Origin of the sequence: Arenibacter antarcticus, assembly GCF_041320605.1 — a bacterium.
Lineage (GTDB): Bacteria > Bacteroidota > Bacteroidia > Flavobacteriales > Flavobacteriaceae > Arenibacter > Arenibacter antarcticus.
In genome coordinates, this window is sequence record NZ_CP166679.1 from 3,797,329 (window position 1) to 3,814,887 (window position 17,559).

The 17,559-nt window shown below is 37.6% G+C and carries 11 protein-coding genes; 8 read left to right on the top strand and 3 right to left on the bottom strand.

The window, feature by feature from the left end; translation table 11 throughout:
• Positions 1–2 precede the first annotated feature (2 nt).
• The 3 genes from KCTC52924_RS15655 (at position 3) to KCTC52924_RS15665 (ending at position 2,945) form a co-directional block, all read left to right on the top strand.
• Positions 3–1,013: an XdhC family protein gene (locus KCTC52924_RS15655; RefSeq protein WP_251805701.1), complete on the top strand. Its 1,011-nt coding sequence runs from the start codon at positions 3–5 to the stop codon at positions 1,011–1,013.
• Entirely contained in the window at positions 1,013–1,621 is a 609-nt protein-coding gene (locus KCTC52924_RS15660; protein ID WP_251805702.1) for an NTP transferase domain-containing protein, read from the top strand. Before KCTC52924_RS15655 ends, KCTC52924_RS15660 begins: the two co-directional genes overlap by 1 nt.
• Positions 1,622–1,847: 226 nt before the next feature.
• On the top strand, positions 1,848–2,945 hold the full coding sequence (locus KCTC52924_RS15665; RefSeq protein ID WP_251805703.1) for an amidohydrolase family protein: 1,098 nt from the start codon (positions 1,848–1,850) through the stop codon (positions 2,943–2,945).
• 317 nt (positions 2,946–3,262) lie between these two features.
• Here KCTC52924_RS15665 and recQ read toward each other — a convergent pair whose 3' ends face one another.
• Positions 3,263–5,386, bottom strand: a complete 2,124-nt coding sequence (gene recQ, locus KCTC52924_RS15670; RefSeq protein WP_251805704.1) for a DNA helicase RecQ — start codon at positions 5,384–5,386, stop codon at positions 3,263–3,265.
• A gap of 249 nt (positions 5,387–5,635) precedes the next feature.
• Here recQ and KCTC52924_RS15675 point away from each other — a divergent pair, with 249 nt between their 5' ends.
• The 3 genes from KCTC52924_RS15675 to KCTC52924_RS15685 all read left to right on the top strand — a co-directional run bounded on the left by KCTC52924_RS15675 (position 5,636) and on the right by KCTC52924_RS15685 (position 8,468).
• Complete coding sequence (locus KCTC52924_RS15675) at positions 5,636–6,712, top strand: metallophosphoesterase (protein WP_251805705.1); 1,077 nt, start codon at positions 5,636–5,638, stop codon at positions 6,710–6,712.
• A 272-nt stretch (positions 6,713–6,984) separates the two neighbouring features.
• Positions 6,985–7,764 (top strand): hypothetical protein, encoded by a 780-nt coding sequence (locus KCTC52924_RS15680; protein WP_251805706.1) that lies wholly within the window; start codon positions 6,985–6,987, stop codon positions 7,762–7,764.
• A gap of 353 nt (positions 7,765–8,117) precedes the next feature.
• Positions 8,118–8,468: a hypothetical protein gene (locus KCTC52924_RS15685; protein ID WP_251805707.1), complete on the top strand. Its 351-nt coding sequence runs from the start codon at positions 8,118–8,120 to the stop codon at positions 8,466–8,468.
• A 126-nt stretch (positions 8,469–8,594) separates the two neighbouring features.
• Here the strand turns inward: KCTC52924_RS15685 and KCTC52924_RS15690 are convergent, their stop codons facing one another.
• Complete coding sequence (locus KCTC52924_RS15690; protein ID WP_251805708.1) at positions 8,595–9,794, bottom strand: CHRD domain-containing protein; 1,200 nt, start codon at positions 9,792–9,794, stop codon at positions 8,595–8,597.
• Between the two features lie 1,007 nt (positions 9,795–10,801).
• Entirely contained in the window at positions 10,802–13,198 is a 2,397-nt protein-coding gene (locus KCTC52924_RS15695) for a hypothetical protein (RefSeq protein WP_251805709.1), read from the bottom strand.
• 1,654 nt (positions 13,199–14,852) lie between these two features.
• Here KCTC52924_RS15695 and KCTC52924_RS15700 point away from each other — a divergent pair.
• A complete protein-coding gene (locus KCTC52924_RS15700) occupies positions 14,853–17,189 on the top strand; it encodes a multicopper oxidase domain-containing protein (RefSeq protein WP_251806027.1) in 2,337 nt (778 codons plus the stop codon).
• A 2-nt stretch (positions 17,190–17,191) separates the two neighbouring features.
• Positions 17,192–17,524, top strand: coding sequence for a hypothetical protein (locus KCTC52924_RS15705; protein WP_353057435.1), 333 nt, complete (start codon positions 17,192–17,194; stop codon positions 17,522–17,524).
• The last annotated feature ends 35 nt before the right edge of the window (positions 17,525–17,559 follow it).

Sequence of the window (17,559 nt, forward strand, 5' to 3'; positions counted from 1 at the left end):
TTATGACACACGAACTCAAAAAAATTATTAAGGCATATCAACAAGCTACCCTAAAAGCTCAGAAATGCGTTTTGGCAACAGTTGTGGCTTTGGACGGCTCTTCTTACCGAAGACCTGGGGTTCGTATGCTGATTTTACAGGATGGGCATATGATAGGCGCAGTTAGCGGTGGATGTGTGGAAAAGGAAGTATTGCGACAGGCGCAATCGGTATTTGAAGATCAAACGGCCAAGATAATGACCTATGATGGGCGCTATCGATTGGGATGTGAGGGGGTGCTTTATATCTTGTTGGAACCTTTTCGCCCCGATGCCAAATTTTTGGATGCTTTTGCGGAGACCTTAAAATTGCGGCGCGACTTTAAGGTTACTTCCTATTTTGATAAAAATGAAGGGTCCAACAAGCAGTTTGGCTCTACGGTAGATTTTGGGGATGCCGTTTTACCGATGTTTCCTGGTTTTAAAAAAGCGGAAACCATGGCATGGTTTGAGCAGGAGATGAAACCTTGTTTCAAACTATTTATTATTGGTGCAGAGCACGATGCCTTACAATTAAATGCCTTGGCCACCTTAACGGGTTGGGAAGTGACAATATTTGCGGATCCAGCTGAGGAAAAAAATATTATGGACTTTGTAGGAGCTCATGAGTTTTTAGGGATTTTGCCTGAAGAATTCCCTGTCAATAGCATAGATAATCGCACCGCTATTGTTCTAATGAACCATAGTTATTCCAAGGACCTTGCCTATCTTATAACATTAAAAGATTCGCAACCCTTATACCTAGGGCTTTTAGGTCCGCACAGCCGCAGGGAAAAGCTTTTTAACGAATTAATGGACCGCAGTCCTACGCTTTCCTATGATTTTTTAGATAGTATCCACGGTCCAGCAGGACTCAATTTAGGAGCAGAAACTCCTCAAGAAATTGCAATTGCCATAATTGCTGAAATATTGTCGGTTCTCAGAAAGCAGGAGCCTATACCCCTAAAGGATAAAAGTTCAGGAATTCACGACTAATGAAACCGATTAAATCCAACATCGCCATAATGATCATGGCCGCAGGAGCCTCTTCCCGAATGGGAATTGCAAAACAGCTATTGCCTTGGGGGAAGTCTACCTTAATCGGAAATGCTATAAAAAATGCCAAAGAGTCTAATTGCAGCAATGTTTTTGTGGTGTTGGGCGCGAATGCCGATGCCATTAAAAATAGCGTTGGACTAAAAGAGGAAGCTATTATCCTGAATAATGATTGGGAATCTGGTTTGGGGAGTTCCATTGCATTTGCGACTAGATCTATCTTGACACCTGCTGAAAAATATGATGGAATTTTAGTATTGTTGGCAGATCAACCATTGATAGATACTTCTTATTTAAACCAATTGATAACTGCCTTTGACGGCACTGATCATAGTATAATAGCCACCCAATATACTCATGGTAATGGTGTGCCTGCTATTTTTGGGGCATCACATTTCTTGGAACTACAACAGCTAAACACCGATTCTGGGGCTAGGGATATTATTAGACTTCATACAGAGAAACTACTAAACATTGATCCCAAAGGAAAAACAGCGGATGTGGATACGTATGAGGAGTATTTGAGGTTGGTGGAATATAGTATGTAGTATTAAGTACAAAGTAGTTAGTACCAAGTATTGAGATATGAAATATGAGTAGTGAGAAAATGTGGCAGTTTTAATGACTAAACCAAAAGTGCAAACCGGAGGGATAGAAAACCGAATCGCACATGTTCTTCACGTAAATCGTGATGCAAGGGGTTTTTTAAAGTAAATTATTTCTACCTCATTCTCCCTTTTAAACCATATTTTTAATTTTTAATTAAATGTTAGCATGAATCATAAAACTGTAATCGCTTCACTCTTGATTGGAATTATAACTTCCGCTAATCTTATGGTCGGTCAAGAAATGGGTTTTGAGGAGTACAATCCTGTTTCTACCCTTAAAGTTCCTGGAAATGAAATCACTAGGGCCAAGTTTCCATTTATAGATGTACATGGACATCAATATGAAATGCCTAGCCAGGACCTTGCGCCACTTGTCTCGGATATGGATAAGTTAAATTTGGCCGTAATGGTCAACCTTAGCGGGGGTTCTGGTGCTCGACTTCAAAAATCCGTGGAAAATATAAACAACCATTTTCCGAATCGATTTGTCGTTTTTGCCAATGTGGATTTTGATGGGGTGGGCACGTCAGATTGGGCCGAAAAAGCAGTTGCCCAACTAGAAGAGGATATAAAAAATGGCGCCAAAGGTTTAAAGGTGTATAAAAGTCTAGGTATGAGAAATACCGATACAGCAGGAAAGCGCCTAGCCATAGACGACCCACGGTTGGCTGCTATTTGGGAGAAATGTGGGGAACTAGGAGTACCTGTACTCATTCATTCCGCAGATCCTAAACCGTTTTGGGACGAGGTGAATTCAGATAATGAACGGTGGCTGGAACTAAAAACCCATCCCCGCCGAAAGCGTTCAGCGACCGATCCTGCTTCCTGGGAACAGATCATTGCCGAACAGCACAATATGTTTAAGAACCATCCCAAAACCACCTTTATAAATGCACATATGGGTTGGTATGCGAACGATCTGGGGACTTTAGCTAAGCTATTGGACGAAATGCCAAATATGTACGTAGGTATAGGGGCTATTATTGCGGAATTAGGGCGACAACCAAGAAATGCTAATCAGTTTTTCACCAAATATCAAGATCGAATTCTATTTGGGAAGGACAGTTGGAAACCAGAGGAGTTTCCTACCTATTTTAGGGTGTTGGAATCTGATGACGAGTATTTTCCCTATCATAAAAAATACCATGCCTTTTGGGCCATGTACGGATTGGACCTTCCTGACGAGGTCTTAAAAAAGGTGTATTATAAAAACGCCTTAAAACTAATCCCTGGTCTAGATACTAAGCTTTTTCCAAAAAACTAATAGCCTCTTTTGTGTCAAGTTTTACACCGATCACTTTATAAATAAGCGTAATTAATGTTCTATAAACAGATATGAAGGTAGTCAGAATTCCGTAATCAGTAATCGATAGTCTCCATAACTATCACGAGTAGTGAGTAGAATTCCTCCCGTGGTTATAACGTGTATTCTTGAGGGTGCGACTCCTTAGTCTCCTAGAACGCAACAAGGGGCATGTATTAATCAGTTGCTTTCACTAAGACTATATAACACATTGTAAAACAGGTTTTCAGGTGTATTGAAAATAAACATTCTGGTTAGCCCATAATAATATAAATCAACTATGCCATATTCTCTTTCTCTATAACGCTAAGTGCCAATCTAATTGTGGAATACTCCATTTTCTCCTCGAAAAATTCAAAGTAAGGCTTTAGTCCATCTGGACTTTCCAGTTCCTTTTTTGCCTTTGCTACTTGGTTTATAGCAGCTCTATCCACAAATTGGAAAATGTCTACCTCTTTCCCGTCGGTATACAATTTTGCCAAATGAGAAAATATGGTAGTGGATTTAAGTTTTCTTATTTTGGCTATCTCCTCTATACTCTTCCCCGCTTTATACAATTCATAGGTGTCGTTAAAGGTGTGGGATTTACGTTGTTTTTTTTTCGTTTTTTCCGCTTGAAAATCCTTTATTTCTTGAATGAACTGATCCCCATAAACTTCCAATTTTCGTTGGCCAACACCATTGATCTGCATAAAATCTTCCTCAGTGGTGGGACGTTCGGCTTCCAATTCCTTTAAGGTAGCATCATTAAAAACCAGGTAGGCTGGGATATTTTCTTCCAAAGAAATTTGGAACCTCAATTTACGAAGACGTTCAAACAGTGAATTTGTTCCGATCGGCTTGGCCCTTTGTTCCTTTTCTACTGCCGCTTTAGTTTCTTTATCTACAGGTTTGCTCAGTCGCACTTCGGTCTTTCCAAATAAGACCGCCTTTGAAAAGGAGGTCAGTCTAAGGGTGTTGTTTTTATGAAAGGCAATTTCACAATAGCCCTGATTAATAATTTGAATAACATAATGTTGCCAATCGTTCCAAGAAATATCTTTTCCTATCCCAAAAGTGCTGAGTTGATGATAGTTTTTATCCAATATGGATGCATTTTGCGCTCCGCGTAAAACATCTATGACCGTTCCCGTGGGCTCGGATTCTTTTAGACGGGCGATGGTCGACAATATTTTTTGGGCGATAACGGTGCCATTAAAAAATTGTGGCGGGTTTTTACAGACATCGCAATTCCCACAATCTTCCTGTAAAAACTCCCCAAAGTAGCTCAATAGTATTTTTCGTCTACAGGTAGGCGCTTCCGAAAACTGTTTCATCCGTTCCAGTTTTGCTATTTGCACCTCTTCATTGGCAGCACCTTCAGCAAATTTTCGAAGTTGAATCACATCGGCATAACTGTGGAACAATAGGGCTCGGGCTGGTAAACCGTCTCTTCCAGACCTCCCTATTTCCTGATAATAGCCTTCAATATTTTTAGGCATATTATAATGTATCACCCATCGTACGTTAGACTTGTCTATGCCCATTCCGAAAGCTACGGTAGCACATACTATCTGAGTCTTATCGAATATAAAATCTTCCTGCACCTTATTTCTATTGTCGAAATTTAGTCCCGCATGATAGGCGGCAGCTTTGATGCCGCTATTTTTCAGTTTTCCCACTAAATTTTCGGTCGATTTTCTGCTTAGGCAGTAGATGATTCCAGATTCGTTGGGTCGCTGTTCTATAAAACGCAAAATTTTGGATACTCTATCGTGAGCCGCACGCACTTCCAAGGCGATATTCTTTCTATCGAAGGAAGCTAGAAACTGTTGGGCAGAAGGGATATTTAATTGGTTTACAATATCTTGTCGGGTGGCCTTGTCTGCAGTAGCGGTCAAAGCAATGATCGGGGTTTGGGGCAATGTTTTCTTCAAAAATCCCAATTGCTGATAGGAGGGCCTAAAATCGTGCCCCCAAGAAGAAATACAATGCGCTTCATCTACCGCTATGGCACTGATATGCGACTGGTTTAGGATAGGGGAGAGTCCGGCCAAACTTTCTGGAGCCACATACAGTAATTTTAGCTCCCTTTTAGCTACCTGATCTAAAATATCTTGCTGCTCTTCCCCAGATTGACTGCTATTAAAAAATGCGGAAGGGATACCGTTGGCCCGCAAACCATCTACTTGGTCCTTCATTAGGGCAATCAATGGCGAAATTACCAAGGTAACCCCTTCGAATATTAGGGCGGGCAGCTGAAAACAAACCGATTTACCACCACCGGTGGGCATGATAACCAAGCAGTCTCGCTTTTCCAAAACTGAGGTAATTATGGATTCCTGCTGGCTTCTAAAATGGTCAAAACCAAAATATTTTTTTAAATGGGTGTGTAATATGTCCTTGGATTGGGTCAACGGCATTGTCAATTGTTTTGTAATAGAAAAGTTGGCAAAAATAGATATTAATAAACCTTAAACCCCAATTTAAAGGGTGATATTTAAAATTTAGGAGGATCCCATTTTTTATATTTCATTAAGATACGGAACTTAGGGGAATTGTATTGTTCAATTTCAATCCTAGAAGGTGTTTTTGGTGGCATTTCAAATAAAATACTATAAATTGGCATTTTTATAAGCTTATCAATAGTATAATTATTTAATCGACCTGAAATGAAGTTATTCCATTATTGTTCCGTATTATTTTCACTTGTATTTGTATTCCAATTCAGCAACGGCCAAGAAACCTATTCGGCCCCAAAATTATCGCATCCAGATTCCTGGTCCATTATCTTGGTGCCTGATACCCAGACCTATGTGAAGTTTGAGAGAAATCATGGAATATTAGAAACCATGACCGCTTGGATAAGTGAGAATATAGACCCCCTAAACATAAAAATGGTATTGTGTACAGGCGACCTTGTAGAGCAGAACGAACTGTTGGTGCCCGATGGTAGAAATGGAAATCTTCCAAGTAGAGACCAATGGAGGGCTGTTTCCCATGCCTTTGAAAGACTGGATGGAAAAGTCCCCTATATCTTGGCTGCTGGCAATCACGATTTTGGCTATAAAAGCGTGGAAAATCGGAAATCGAACTACAATAACTATTTTCCATCTCATAGAAACCTTCTAAATGCGAAAGCCTTGCGGGAAGCAGGAAAAAATATAGACCTAATGCCCTCTTTGGAGAATGCGGCCTATGAATTTATTTCGCCACAACAACGAAAGTTCTTGTTTTTAAATTTGGAATTCGCTCCTCGCGATACCATACTCAACTGGGCAGATGGAGTGCTTTCTCAGGAACGATTTAAAGACCATACCGCCGTGGTACTGACCCATTCTTATTTAAATGCAAAAAACGAACATATAGAAAAGGAAAATTATCCGATAGTAGATCGTAATTATGGGAAAGCTATTTGGGAAAAATTAGTGGCCCCTTCCAATAATGTACAAATGGTGATTTCTGGACATATAGGTGCTCCAAACGATTTTAAGGCGCATACCGCACATAAAATAGATAGGAATGCTGGAGGAAAAAAAATAAATCAGATTACATTCAATGCCCAGGCCATGGGAGGAGGTTGGCATGGTAATGGGGGCGAAGGTTGGTTGCGGATCATGGAATTCCTACCCGATGGGAAAACAGTGATCATGCGTACGTTTTCACCACATTTTGCAATATCGCCCAGCACACAAAAGATGTCCTATAATAAAGATGCTTTCAACAATTTTCAGATTGAACTCGATTAATTTCACCTCCTATTTAAATTGGCTAAGCAGTTCACTTAAAGGTTATTAAGAAGTAGGAGGGAGGCTAATAAGCTTCTATTTTGAACGGGATTTATAAAGAATTTGAACTATTTTCTTCGTGATATTCGAAATTTTATCGATAAAATTCATGGAATTTATAGGTAAAACCCTACAAAACAGGGTAGTAGGTCGATTTTCTAGGCTTTTTTGTGCTAAAAACATAATTCGTGTTATTTTAGCGCGTTAGTAAAAAGATGTATAAAACAAAAAGAATGAAAAAATATTCAGTATTACTTTTGGGTTTTGGGATGCTTTTGCTTAGCGGTTGTAGTAATGATGCTTTGAACGATTATAGTAAAAGCCTTACTTCCCAAGAGGTGCAGGTCCAAATGGAAGCCAATAGTGCCACCGAAGGCTTAGATGAAATGCTTTCACAATTATTAATTACTAATAAAGTGGGCTCCACCAATAAGACCAACACCGATTGCGCCGCCTTAAGTTTCGTTGGTAAAAGTATTTCTGTTGTCTATAACCAATGTGTAGTAGATGGGAATACGGTAAATGGCACCTTGACCCTGACCGCTAAGGAAGGAAATACGGAAGGTACTACAGGTAGTTTCGAAATAAGCTTTAATTCCTTTGCCTATAATAATTATGTATTGGAAGGGACTAAGAGCATGGTATTCGATTTCTCACAAGCTAATAAGCTGGTATTTACAATTGACACCAATATGAAGTTCGTAGATGCCAACGATCTGGTAACCACCCATAAGGGCAGCAAGATATATACTTGGAATATAGATAATTTTAATACAGAAGGAGCCGATGTTTCCTGTAGCGGAGCTTGGGATATAGTCCGCAATGCAACTACTTATAAGTTTAAGATCGACACTCCACTGACTGGAAAGATAGGTTGCGCCTATATTACCACCGGGGTTTTGGCTCTAGAGGTAGAGGGGTTATCAGCTTCATTGGACTTTGGTGATGGAGATTGTGACCAAAAAGGTACAGTTAATTATCCAAATGGTAAAAGTGAGGAAATAAGCTGGTAAGCTAATAGATTTTATTTTTGATAGCTATACAAGCCTCGATGTACTCATCGGGGCTTTTTTGTGTTTCGTAGGTTCTCAGGTTTACTTCACTATATCCTTATTGCATTTATAGAATTTTATGAAAATTTTAAATAATAGGGGGTGTAGGTCCCTTAAAATGAAATTTGGAAGTTTTTTCGCTCTTTTTATAGGGTAGAATGGGTTGTTGGTATGTTAAGTATTGATTAAATGAATGTTAAATGGGGGGTGTGAGCATATGAATACAACGATATATGTTGTATATTACTATAACAATATAAAATATAATTGATATAAGAGTAAAAAAAGCGCATTAACCCTTAAAATCTTGTCTCATGAAAAGTGTTCAAACAATTTCTAGGAATTTGATAGATAGGTCCTCCATTGGCTCGTCTATTAGCCATTGTGTCTTAAAATTGGAAAGAAACAAAAAGGATTTACAACAGTTGGAAAAGCAATTTGGCTCGTACATTTATGAACCTACTACGTATTCATTGTTTGCTAAATCGGAAGCAATAAAGCGATCTATAATCTCTTTAAAGAATAACAATTTAGAATTAATTAGTGCTTTAAAACGGGAAAGGGATTTAAAAATTGAGCTCTTTGAAAAAACTTTATTACAAATTCGTTCATTCATGGAAATTAAAAATTCGGTTAATGAATATTGTAAGCAATTAAGGTATTAATTTTTTGGAGCTAAATATCTAGATCGGAATTATATAGGTATTATATGAAAATCGACTGTAAAAAAATAGAAGCCTTGATTCATTTTATGAATCAAGGCTTCTTTAATTGGGGGAATAGTTATTTTTTTAGTTAACGTTGGCACCTACGTTCCCTTGGGCAATTAAGGTTCCAAGTTCGCTAGCACTCAAATGAACATTAATATAACCGTCTATGGCTAAAAGCGCCTCATAATCCAAAGCACCATCATCATCCAATTTGGTAACATTAGTCTTACTGATTCCTGTTTCACCAATTACATTAGCTAAGGAAACAATAATAGCACCAGGGGCATTGGCCACGGAGCCCATATGAATATGTGCAGGATAAATTCCACCTGTAGTCACTCCGGTCAATTCCAAGGTAACTAAGGTTTCCTTGTTTACCCTTTCAGAAAAGGTAGCGGTTCCAAAAATTGCTGCGTTGGTCACGGCAGCCAAATCATAGGATTTTTGGTTCCCTGTAAGTTCATTCTGACCGATATCTCCTTGGGCTACAAGAACTCCAAGTTCGGTACTAGATAAATGCACGTTGATATAACCATCATAATCTAACAGATTCTCATAGGTAACGGCGTTATCTTCATCATCTGCTTCAATATGTGTCCAGCTTTTTCCGCTTTCGCCATTAACTGCAGCTAGCGAAATTACTATAGCACCACTTTCTGCTGCCGTATTGGCATGGATATGCGCGGGATGTTCCCCATCTTCGGGCGTACCTTCCAATTGGATCTCTAGGAGGGAAGCTCCACTAATACGCTTATATATTGTAGCGGTGCCTTGTATAGTAGGTACAACAACACTATTTAGGGCATATTCCTTGGATTCTCCAGATAGCTCGTTAATTCCGATATCACCTTGGGCGATAAGGGTTCCTAGATCGCTAGCGCTTTGGTGTACGTTTATATAGCCATCTAGTTCTAAAATCTGGGCATAGGTGATTTTTGAACCATCTTTTTTGGTTGCAATAATAGTGGTGCTTTCTCCTGTAGCACCATCTACAGGGGTAAGGTCTACAATAATATCTCCGCTCTCGGCTGCAGAATTTGCATGTATATGTGCAGGGTGACTGCCCGAGGATGTTCCGTTCAATTTAAGATTCACCGTTGCGGTTCCATCTGAATTCTCAACTACGGTAGCTGTTCCAGACACGGAAGCATCGGAACGGGATTGTAATTGATAGACCTTACTGTCACCGTTAAATTCGCCCGGCACACGGTCATCGTCATTGGTACAGCTGGTGGCAACTAGTGCCGTAGCCGTCATAAATAAAAAAAATATCTTTTTCATAAGAGTGTTTTAGATTAATATGTCAGATAAAAATACATTTATGTAAGGGGGCGGATTAGTTAGGATGAATTAATTGTTGACCCAAATCCATTTGGTGATGTTAAAGTTATTATAGAGTTGGTTGTATTGGTGACTGGAATATATAATGACCAAAGTACAAATTGAGTTCAGCGTTGCAGCTCGCCCAAAATTTTGGAGATACTTAATTTTAAATACCGGGTCCGCTATGCTTATCCTGTGTTTAATAGAACGATAAGTGAGATAGGGTTTCTAGTGTTTCTATTTTACATACGCGATCCTTTGAATTATCCTGTGGATAATTATAAAGGTCGGCGAGACGATGCAGCAGGAAATGTTGGAAGGAAGGTGTTTAATAGAACGATAAGAGAGATAGGGTTTCTAGTATTTCTATTTTACATAATGTAAATTATAGAACATTTTGTGTTATTGGTTTAGCCAGTGGCTGAAGCAATAATCAAGAAAGATGGCGCGCTGGTGGAATTCCACAGAAGTTTAATCTATATAAGCTATAATTGCATTATGTAAAATATCCCTGAACATTTTATTATTTAAGCAAATTATGTGCAGGGTCATGAATCTTTTTTAAGCGGTGTCTGCGACTTTGCCAACGCCTCAACTCGCCGCTAAAATATCTTTTATCGCGTAATTTGTATCTATAATTTGTCGTTATGTCAAATTGCCGCTCGGCCAACCACGCATGGTTTTAAAAAATCAAAATGCTTATGGCATTTTATTTTTTACTCCATTTGCCAGCGCTCGGCCAGCGCCAAAAAAAGCAAAACTTTTAGATTCTTTTGAAATTTGCGATTTATGAGAAACTATTCGTAAATAAATTTTTAATAACATTCTCGTTAGCTTGCCGCAACAGCTAAAAATTACTCTGCGAGATAATTTCTTAGCCCTTGCTACCTATCGTGTACCTAGAAACCTTTTTTTAGTTTCTATTTGACATAATGTATACATCTAATCAGAAGTTATTTTTCTATTTACTTAAAAAGGGTAAGTTGTTGAAAATTAGCATCTCCTTCACTTGATTTTCTAATTCTTTCATTTGAAGACCATTGGGTAGAATTTAATGTACCTGAACCAATAAAGGCACTTTGCTGTTCGCTCCAAGTACCACTAAAGGAAAATATTTGTATATAATTACTTCTGTCATACGTGACATTAATGGTAAGTAAGCCACTAGAATTACTGTATGTCGCGCTTTCTGGGCTACCGGTAACTATTAGTTCGCCATTTGAATCGAAGCGAACATTATATAAAAAATCACCAATTGGATCTGCTACAACATAGAGGACTTCTCCTTGGGAGTCATAACTCGTGGTTGAGCCAGTTGCTACATTCTCCCATAAAAAAGTCCAATACCCAGTCAAATCAACTTCATTATTTTCATCAGTACCATTCCCAGTCACGGTAATAGTATTGTTTTCTTGAAAAACATTGTTTACAAATGTTATTGTACCACTATAAGGTGTTGCCACGGTTGGGTTAAATTCAATAATAGTTGTTTTAGACCCTTGTGGTTCTATCTCTATCAAAGCCCCAGTACCGTCAGAGAGAACAGAAGAAAATCCATCAGGGGTAATTATTTGGTTGATAGTCATTACATTATCAGACCGATTAGTTATGGTAAAAACTTCCTCTTTGGATTGATTAATTGCAACATCACCAAAATTAGTATTGCCTTCTATGACTAAAACATCATTTTCCAAATTTGTAAGGTTAATGGAGGTCTGATTGATGACGGTTGATTCAAAATCAGGGTATATTAAAATTTCAGAATCTTCATTCCCCATTGTCATATTGAAATTTAGAGCACCGTCAAATTGAGTCTTAAATATTGGGCCATTTGGTATAAGTGCATCACCAGAAACAATTTCATACTTAAAAGGTAAATCTTTTGCGCCTTCATCCGATATATCTGGAATGAATGATGAAGGACTTGTTTCACTACTCTCTACATCATAAAAAATTCCTTTTTCAGTAATCGTTATTGAGTATTGAAGATTATCTGCAACAACACCTGAAAATTCCTTTTCTGACTCATCGGTTATTTCAAGTGCACCAAAAGATACATTGTTATTAAAAAAACGATTTTCAGTAATATTGATATTTGATACTATAGCAGAGTCTTTGAATAATGAGCGGAGTTCATAAATGTCCGCAGCAGCATTTAGAAGGCTTAAAGCAGATTTGATTATAGCAGAGAAATAAGCATATACAACTCCCCCAAAACAATCTCCAGTACTTGATAACAATTCAGCGCCAGTTTCTTCTATAAACATTTCAATTTGCTCATCTGTGGGATTTTGATTTTGCGTTAAAAAGAAACCCCCAGCCGTGGTGTATAAATTTTGCAACGCTTCGTTGCATGAGCCATCTCCTTCAAGGGCCTTTGCAAGACCAGCTGTTACGAGTGAAATTACTAATGCAGAAAAATCATCCTTGTTTTTATCAAGGACGGCTTGATCTAATAATGGGTTAGCCCCAGACAATCCATTTGTGAGAATAATTTCGTATTCCCCGCTTTCTGTAAATTGAAATGAGTCCGTCCGTGAAATAGGGTCGCCAAATTTTGCTTGTAACCAATTTACAACAGGTATTAAACCAAAGTCTATACTATTTGTTTTAAGCAATTCTGGACCAAATACAATTTCGCCCGTTTGTTTATCTCTTATGATAAAACCCACGGAGGCATAAAGAGCAATCTCGTTTGGCCAGCTGGTCAATCCATTTCTGTTATATTCAAAATAGAAGTCTCCTACAATGTCTTTACCAGTTTTGCCTGTAAAGTCCTTTTCAGCGAAAGAGCGTATTGATTGAATGAATATTTCGTTATCTAATGGAGAAACATTACTATTTAAGGAAGAAACTAAGATGGATTTCAAATCTTCATACTCGAATAATATTTTGATTTCAGAGCTAAGAACATTATCGCTTATATTCTTTAAAAGCATTCTAGGGTATGACTTAAAATGATAAAATAAAAAATCATCGATAGTCACCTTATTCGAAGTAAGGGTATGTAGATAATATCCAGTTAAAATTTCTTCGTTCTCTAGCAGTAACACCGGTAAATCTTGAATGTCATTTGGCTCATAAGGATTATCAAAAACACCGTTATTAGAAATGGTGTTTTGATGACTTATGGAAGTGGCGGTAACTTTGGTGTAATCAATACTATTTACTCCTTCTAAATCAAGAGTTATCTCATCATTTGAATCTATTGGTGGATTATCGTCACCACCTTGAGGATTATCTATGCCAGTATTCGGAGGGTCGACAACAGGATTTGGATCATCATCACAATTCCTACAACAACTATTGTTTAAACTTAGAAGTAAGGAAGTAAACAGAATTAGTAATATTGGCTTTTTCATATTTGTTTGGTTTGAATAAAACGCAGATAAGAAGTAAAGCGAGTGAATAAGAATGGAGATGTTAAAAATACAAAAAAATGTTAAAATCGGCAATACCCAATAATAGGTATATTGTCAAAAAGAAACTCTAGAGATAAAATCATTCCACACACATTGCCCTCCCTCCTAACGTCGGTCAGTTAATAAGTGTTCCATTACCTTTTCAGAAGAAAGTTATTAGAAGAAAAATTTATAAGAAGTAAAAGGTAAAATACTTTGCTTTACCAAAGCAAAGTGTCATAACGCAAGACATTATAGTTCACATTATGACATTTTCGTAAATTAACTATATTTCTCTTATTCCGTAAAAAGCCACAAGATTTCAAATACGCGATTCTCAGCAAAGCACTCCTAATGTAATTTGGCCATATCTTATCGCGATTTTGCAACAAGATATTACTTGATCTTTCAAAGTGGCACAAATCGAACCGTTACAGGCTCATCGATCTAAGGCCAGTGGCACAAAACGAACCGTTATAAGTTCAACGCTCAGCCAAAACTGGCACAATTTAAACCGATATGCCTGGCAGAAACCCGACCGATAACACTGGCAGAAAACGAACCGAAATACTCACAAAATGCTTTTCCAGCAGCATCGTCTCGCACGAAAAAATTAAAGTCTACCAGACTTTCACTTTTTACGTCGTATTTTAAACACAATTATCCATCGCTTGTCAACCTGCCCGTACCGAAAAGGTACGTTCGGGCGGGCGCCAAAATAAAAGCTAACCTTTTTACTCTTATTAAAAATCGCGTATTCGATAAAATGTGCATCATAAAAAATTTTAAGCGATTCTCATGGATTGCCACAAGAGCATAAATTTTAAGAAATCGCTTTTTAGGCGATTCACGAACACATTTAAAGCTTTATCTAATTAAGTAAATACGTGAGTAAAAATAAAATTTTATGCACTTGTTATATTTAGAATTTCAATTAATCTTTTTTTTAATGTTTCATTATCTTTTGTATTGAAACAAAAGAAACAAAAATTCAAGGCTGCATATAATTTTGGAAACAATTAACGGCTCATTCGCTATATTTTAGGAAACATTGTAACTAGTTAACATTGCTTTGAAATTCCTTGTATAATTGAAACACTTAAGAAACTTTATTACTAAACTCCTAAAATATGCACGCTCATTTCTCCTATTGTTTTAACCAAAATTTTATGAGGCCAAGTTAAACATCGAGATTCTAATTTACATAATAACCAAGCTGTCTTCAAAAGGTAAAAGTTTAATCGTACTTCTCCTTTATTTTGAACTGAAACAAACAAAAGAGGATTATAGCATGCTTATTCATTAGAATTGACTACCTTATAGAATCTTCTAAATAGGGACACTACTGTTCTAGTAAATGTCGTTGATGAATTGAATTTCCCTTTGGAAAATTTTCATATCAATTCTTAAAATTTTGCAGTACATCCTGAACTACGCAAATGCGATGTATAACACCTATCTATTAAGAAATCCGAATGATTAAATCAAAAAGAAAGTAGTCTATGTTTGTTTTTGGGTTGGATAATGTTAATAGTTAACAATTAAGTCAAAAGAGGTGATCTATTGTATCGAAATGATTTTTATTAAACGAGATATTAATTAGAAAAACGAAAAAATTAAGAATTTGAAATGCATATCACTACTTATTTTATTGGGATGCCAAACCATCTTTGGTCAAAACCTTTATGAGCAGTCCCGAGAAGGAAACAATGACAATCTGCCAGTTCACGAATACACCTTGATCATCAAGGAAGAAATGGTAAACAAAGCAGGAAAAGAGGTAAAAGGAATGACCGTAAACGGCACAATTCCAGGCCCAACTTTGGAATTTACCGAAGGCGAATATGCGGTAATTTATGTAAAAAATGAAATGAGTGTGGAAACCTCCGTCCATTGGCACGGAATTATCATTCCTAATTTTTTTGACGGTGTTCCCTATTTGACCACGCCACCCATTCGCCCAGGCGAAACCTTTAAATATGAATTTCCTATAACGCAAAATGGCACCTATTGGTATCATTCCCATACGATGTTACAGGAACAAAGCGGTGTCTTTGGTTCGCTTCTCATAAACCCAAAAGAAAAAACCTTGGATTATGACAAAGATTTGGTGTTGATGCTTTCAGATTGGACAAATGAAAAACCAATGAATGTACTGCGAAACCTAAAACGTGGCAACGAGTGGTACGGAATGAAAAAAGGAACATCCACCCCATTAAATAAAGTAATTGCCCGTGGTGCTTTTGGTGCACAGCTCGATTTTTGGAGACAGCGAATGGAAGGTGCTGACATAGCGGATATTTATTATCCTGCTTTTTTGGTAAATGGACAGCAACAGCCCGAATATCCTGATTTTAAAGCTGGCGAAAAAGTGAGGTTGCGAATCATTAACGGTTCGGCATCTTCCCAATTTTGGATGACTTTTGGTGGAGATATGCCCACTCTGATTTCTGCCGATGGTCTTAATGTTGAACCAATACAAAAGAACAAAACGTTTATTGCCATTGCGGAAACCTACGATTTTATTTTAACCGTTCCACAAAACGGAAAAATCGAGTTCAGGGCAATGGCACAAGATGGTTCAGGTACTGCAACAACATTTATTGGAAACGGCAAAGTGCTTCCTGCGGAAGTAGTTCCGAAACCCGATAAAATAAAGATGATGCAGAAAATGGCCAAAATGGATATGAAAATGGGTGCACACGCTTTAAAATTCCGACCCAAAAAAGATGAAAATTTTGAATTGAAAGAGGAATATGGGATGAAGATGGATGGAATGAATATGGATAAAACAGGCAAAATAAAAATGAAAGACGACAAGAAGAAAATGGATATGCCCAAAGATTCAATGATGAATGAAAAAACAGACCACTCAAAGATGAATATGGGGATGTCCAAAGATTCAGAAATGGAGGATGATTCTGACATAAAAGGAATGGATATGTTTTCGGAATATAATTATGATTACTTGAAGTCGCTTGAAAAAACAACCTATAACAAAGATGTTCCCGTTAAGGAAATCTTGCTGAACCTTACGGGAAATATGAACCGTTACATCTGGAGTATGAACGGTGTGCCACTTTCCGAAACTGACCAGATAAAAATCAACCATAAAGAGATTACACGGATTACGTTAAACAACCTTACGATGATGCACCACCCAATGCACTTGCACGGACACTTTTTTAGGGTCATCAACAAGAACGGCGAATATTCGCCTTTGAAGCATACGGTTAATGTGCCACCGATGCAGGAAGTTACGATAGAGTTTTATGGTAACGAGTATGGAGATTGGTTCTTTCATTGCCATATATTATATCATATGATGGGCGGTATGGCTAGAGTAATAAGTTATGACACCCCTAGGGATATAAGAATGAAAGAATACCCTGTTTCAAAGTTAATTCACGAAACAAATCAATGGTATTCGTGGGGAATGCTTGATGCAGCATCCCATATGACCGAGTTTAACTTTACAACATCCAACATTCGTAACCAGTTCAATGTGATGACAGAATATGGATGGAATGAAAATTTGGAAGCAGAAGTTACCTACGAACGTTATCTACACGATTATTTAAGAGTGTTTGGCGGTGTTAATATTGAAAATGAAATGGAAGATAGTCTGGATGAACTTTCAACCACAGCAATTATAGGAATTCGATATTTAACGCCTTATCTCTTTAATCTTGATGTGCGTATCGATAATAAATTGAGGCCACAGATTAGTTTGAGCCGTGAAATACTCATTTTCCCGAGAACCGCCATTTTCGGAAATTATGAGTACCAAGCAGATTTTGGATGGGTGGATGACCTTTCGGCAGGGGACAATTTTGTAAACGAAGTTGTTTGGAACGCAGGTGTGGAATATTTTTTATCACGAAACTTTTCATTGTTTGCAAGCTACGATAACCGTTTTGGTGCAGGTGGCGGACTATCAGTAAGATTCTAAATATGAATACTAACTATAAAAATATCGCTTCAATATGTACCGTAATATATCTATTAGTGGCATTTGCAGTTTCCTCTAATTTAACTATTTCAGAAATTGTAGCAGCCAAGGATTATTCATTGGCCGAGGCTTCGAAGCCCGCTTTTGGTCAATACGGATTATGGTTCACCGTTGGGATAGCAATAGTAGCTACTATATCTGAAATTATAGCCAGCATCTTTGCCGTATCAAGAATGACAGCAATGTTAACAAAAATGAAGCTCATTCCTCATAAACATTTTGGAATGCCTGGGAATATTCAAAAACATATGTTGCTGTTATTGCAATTGTGTTAACTATATTTTTTGATTTAAGTCGTATAGCATTCTTT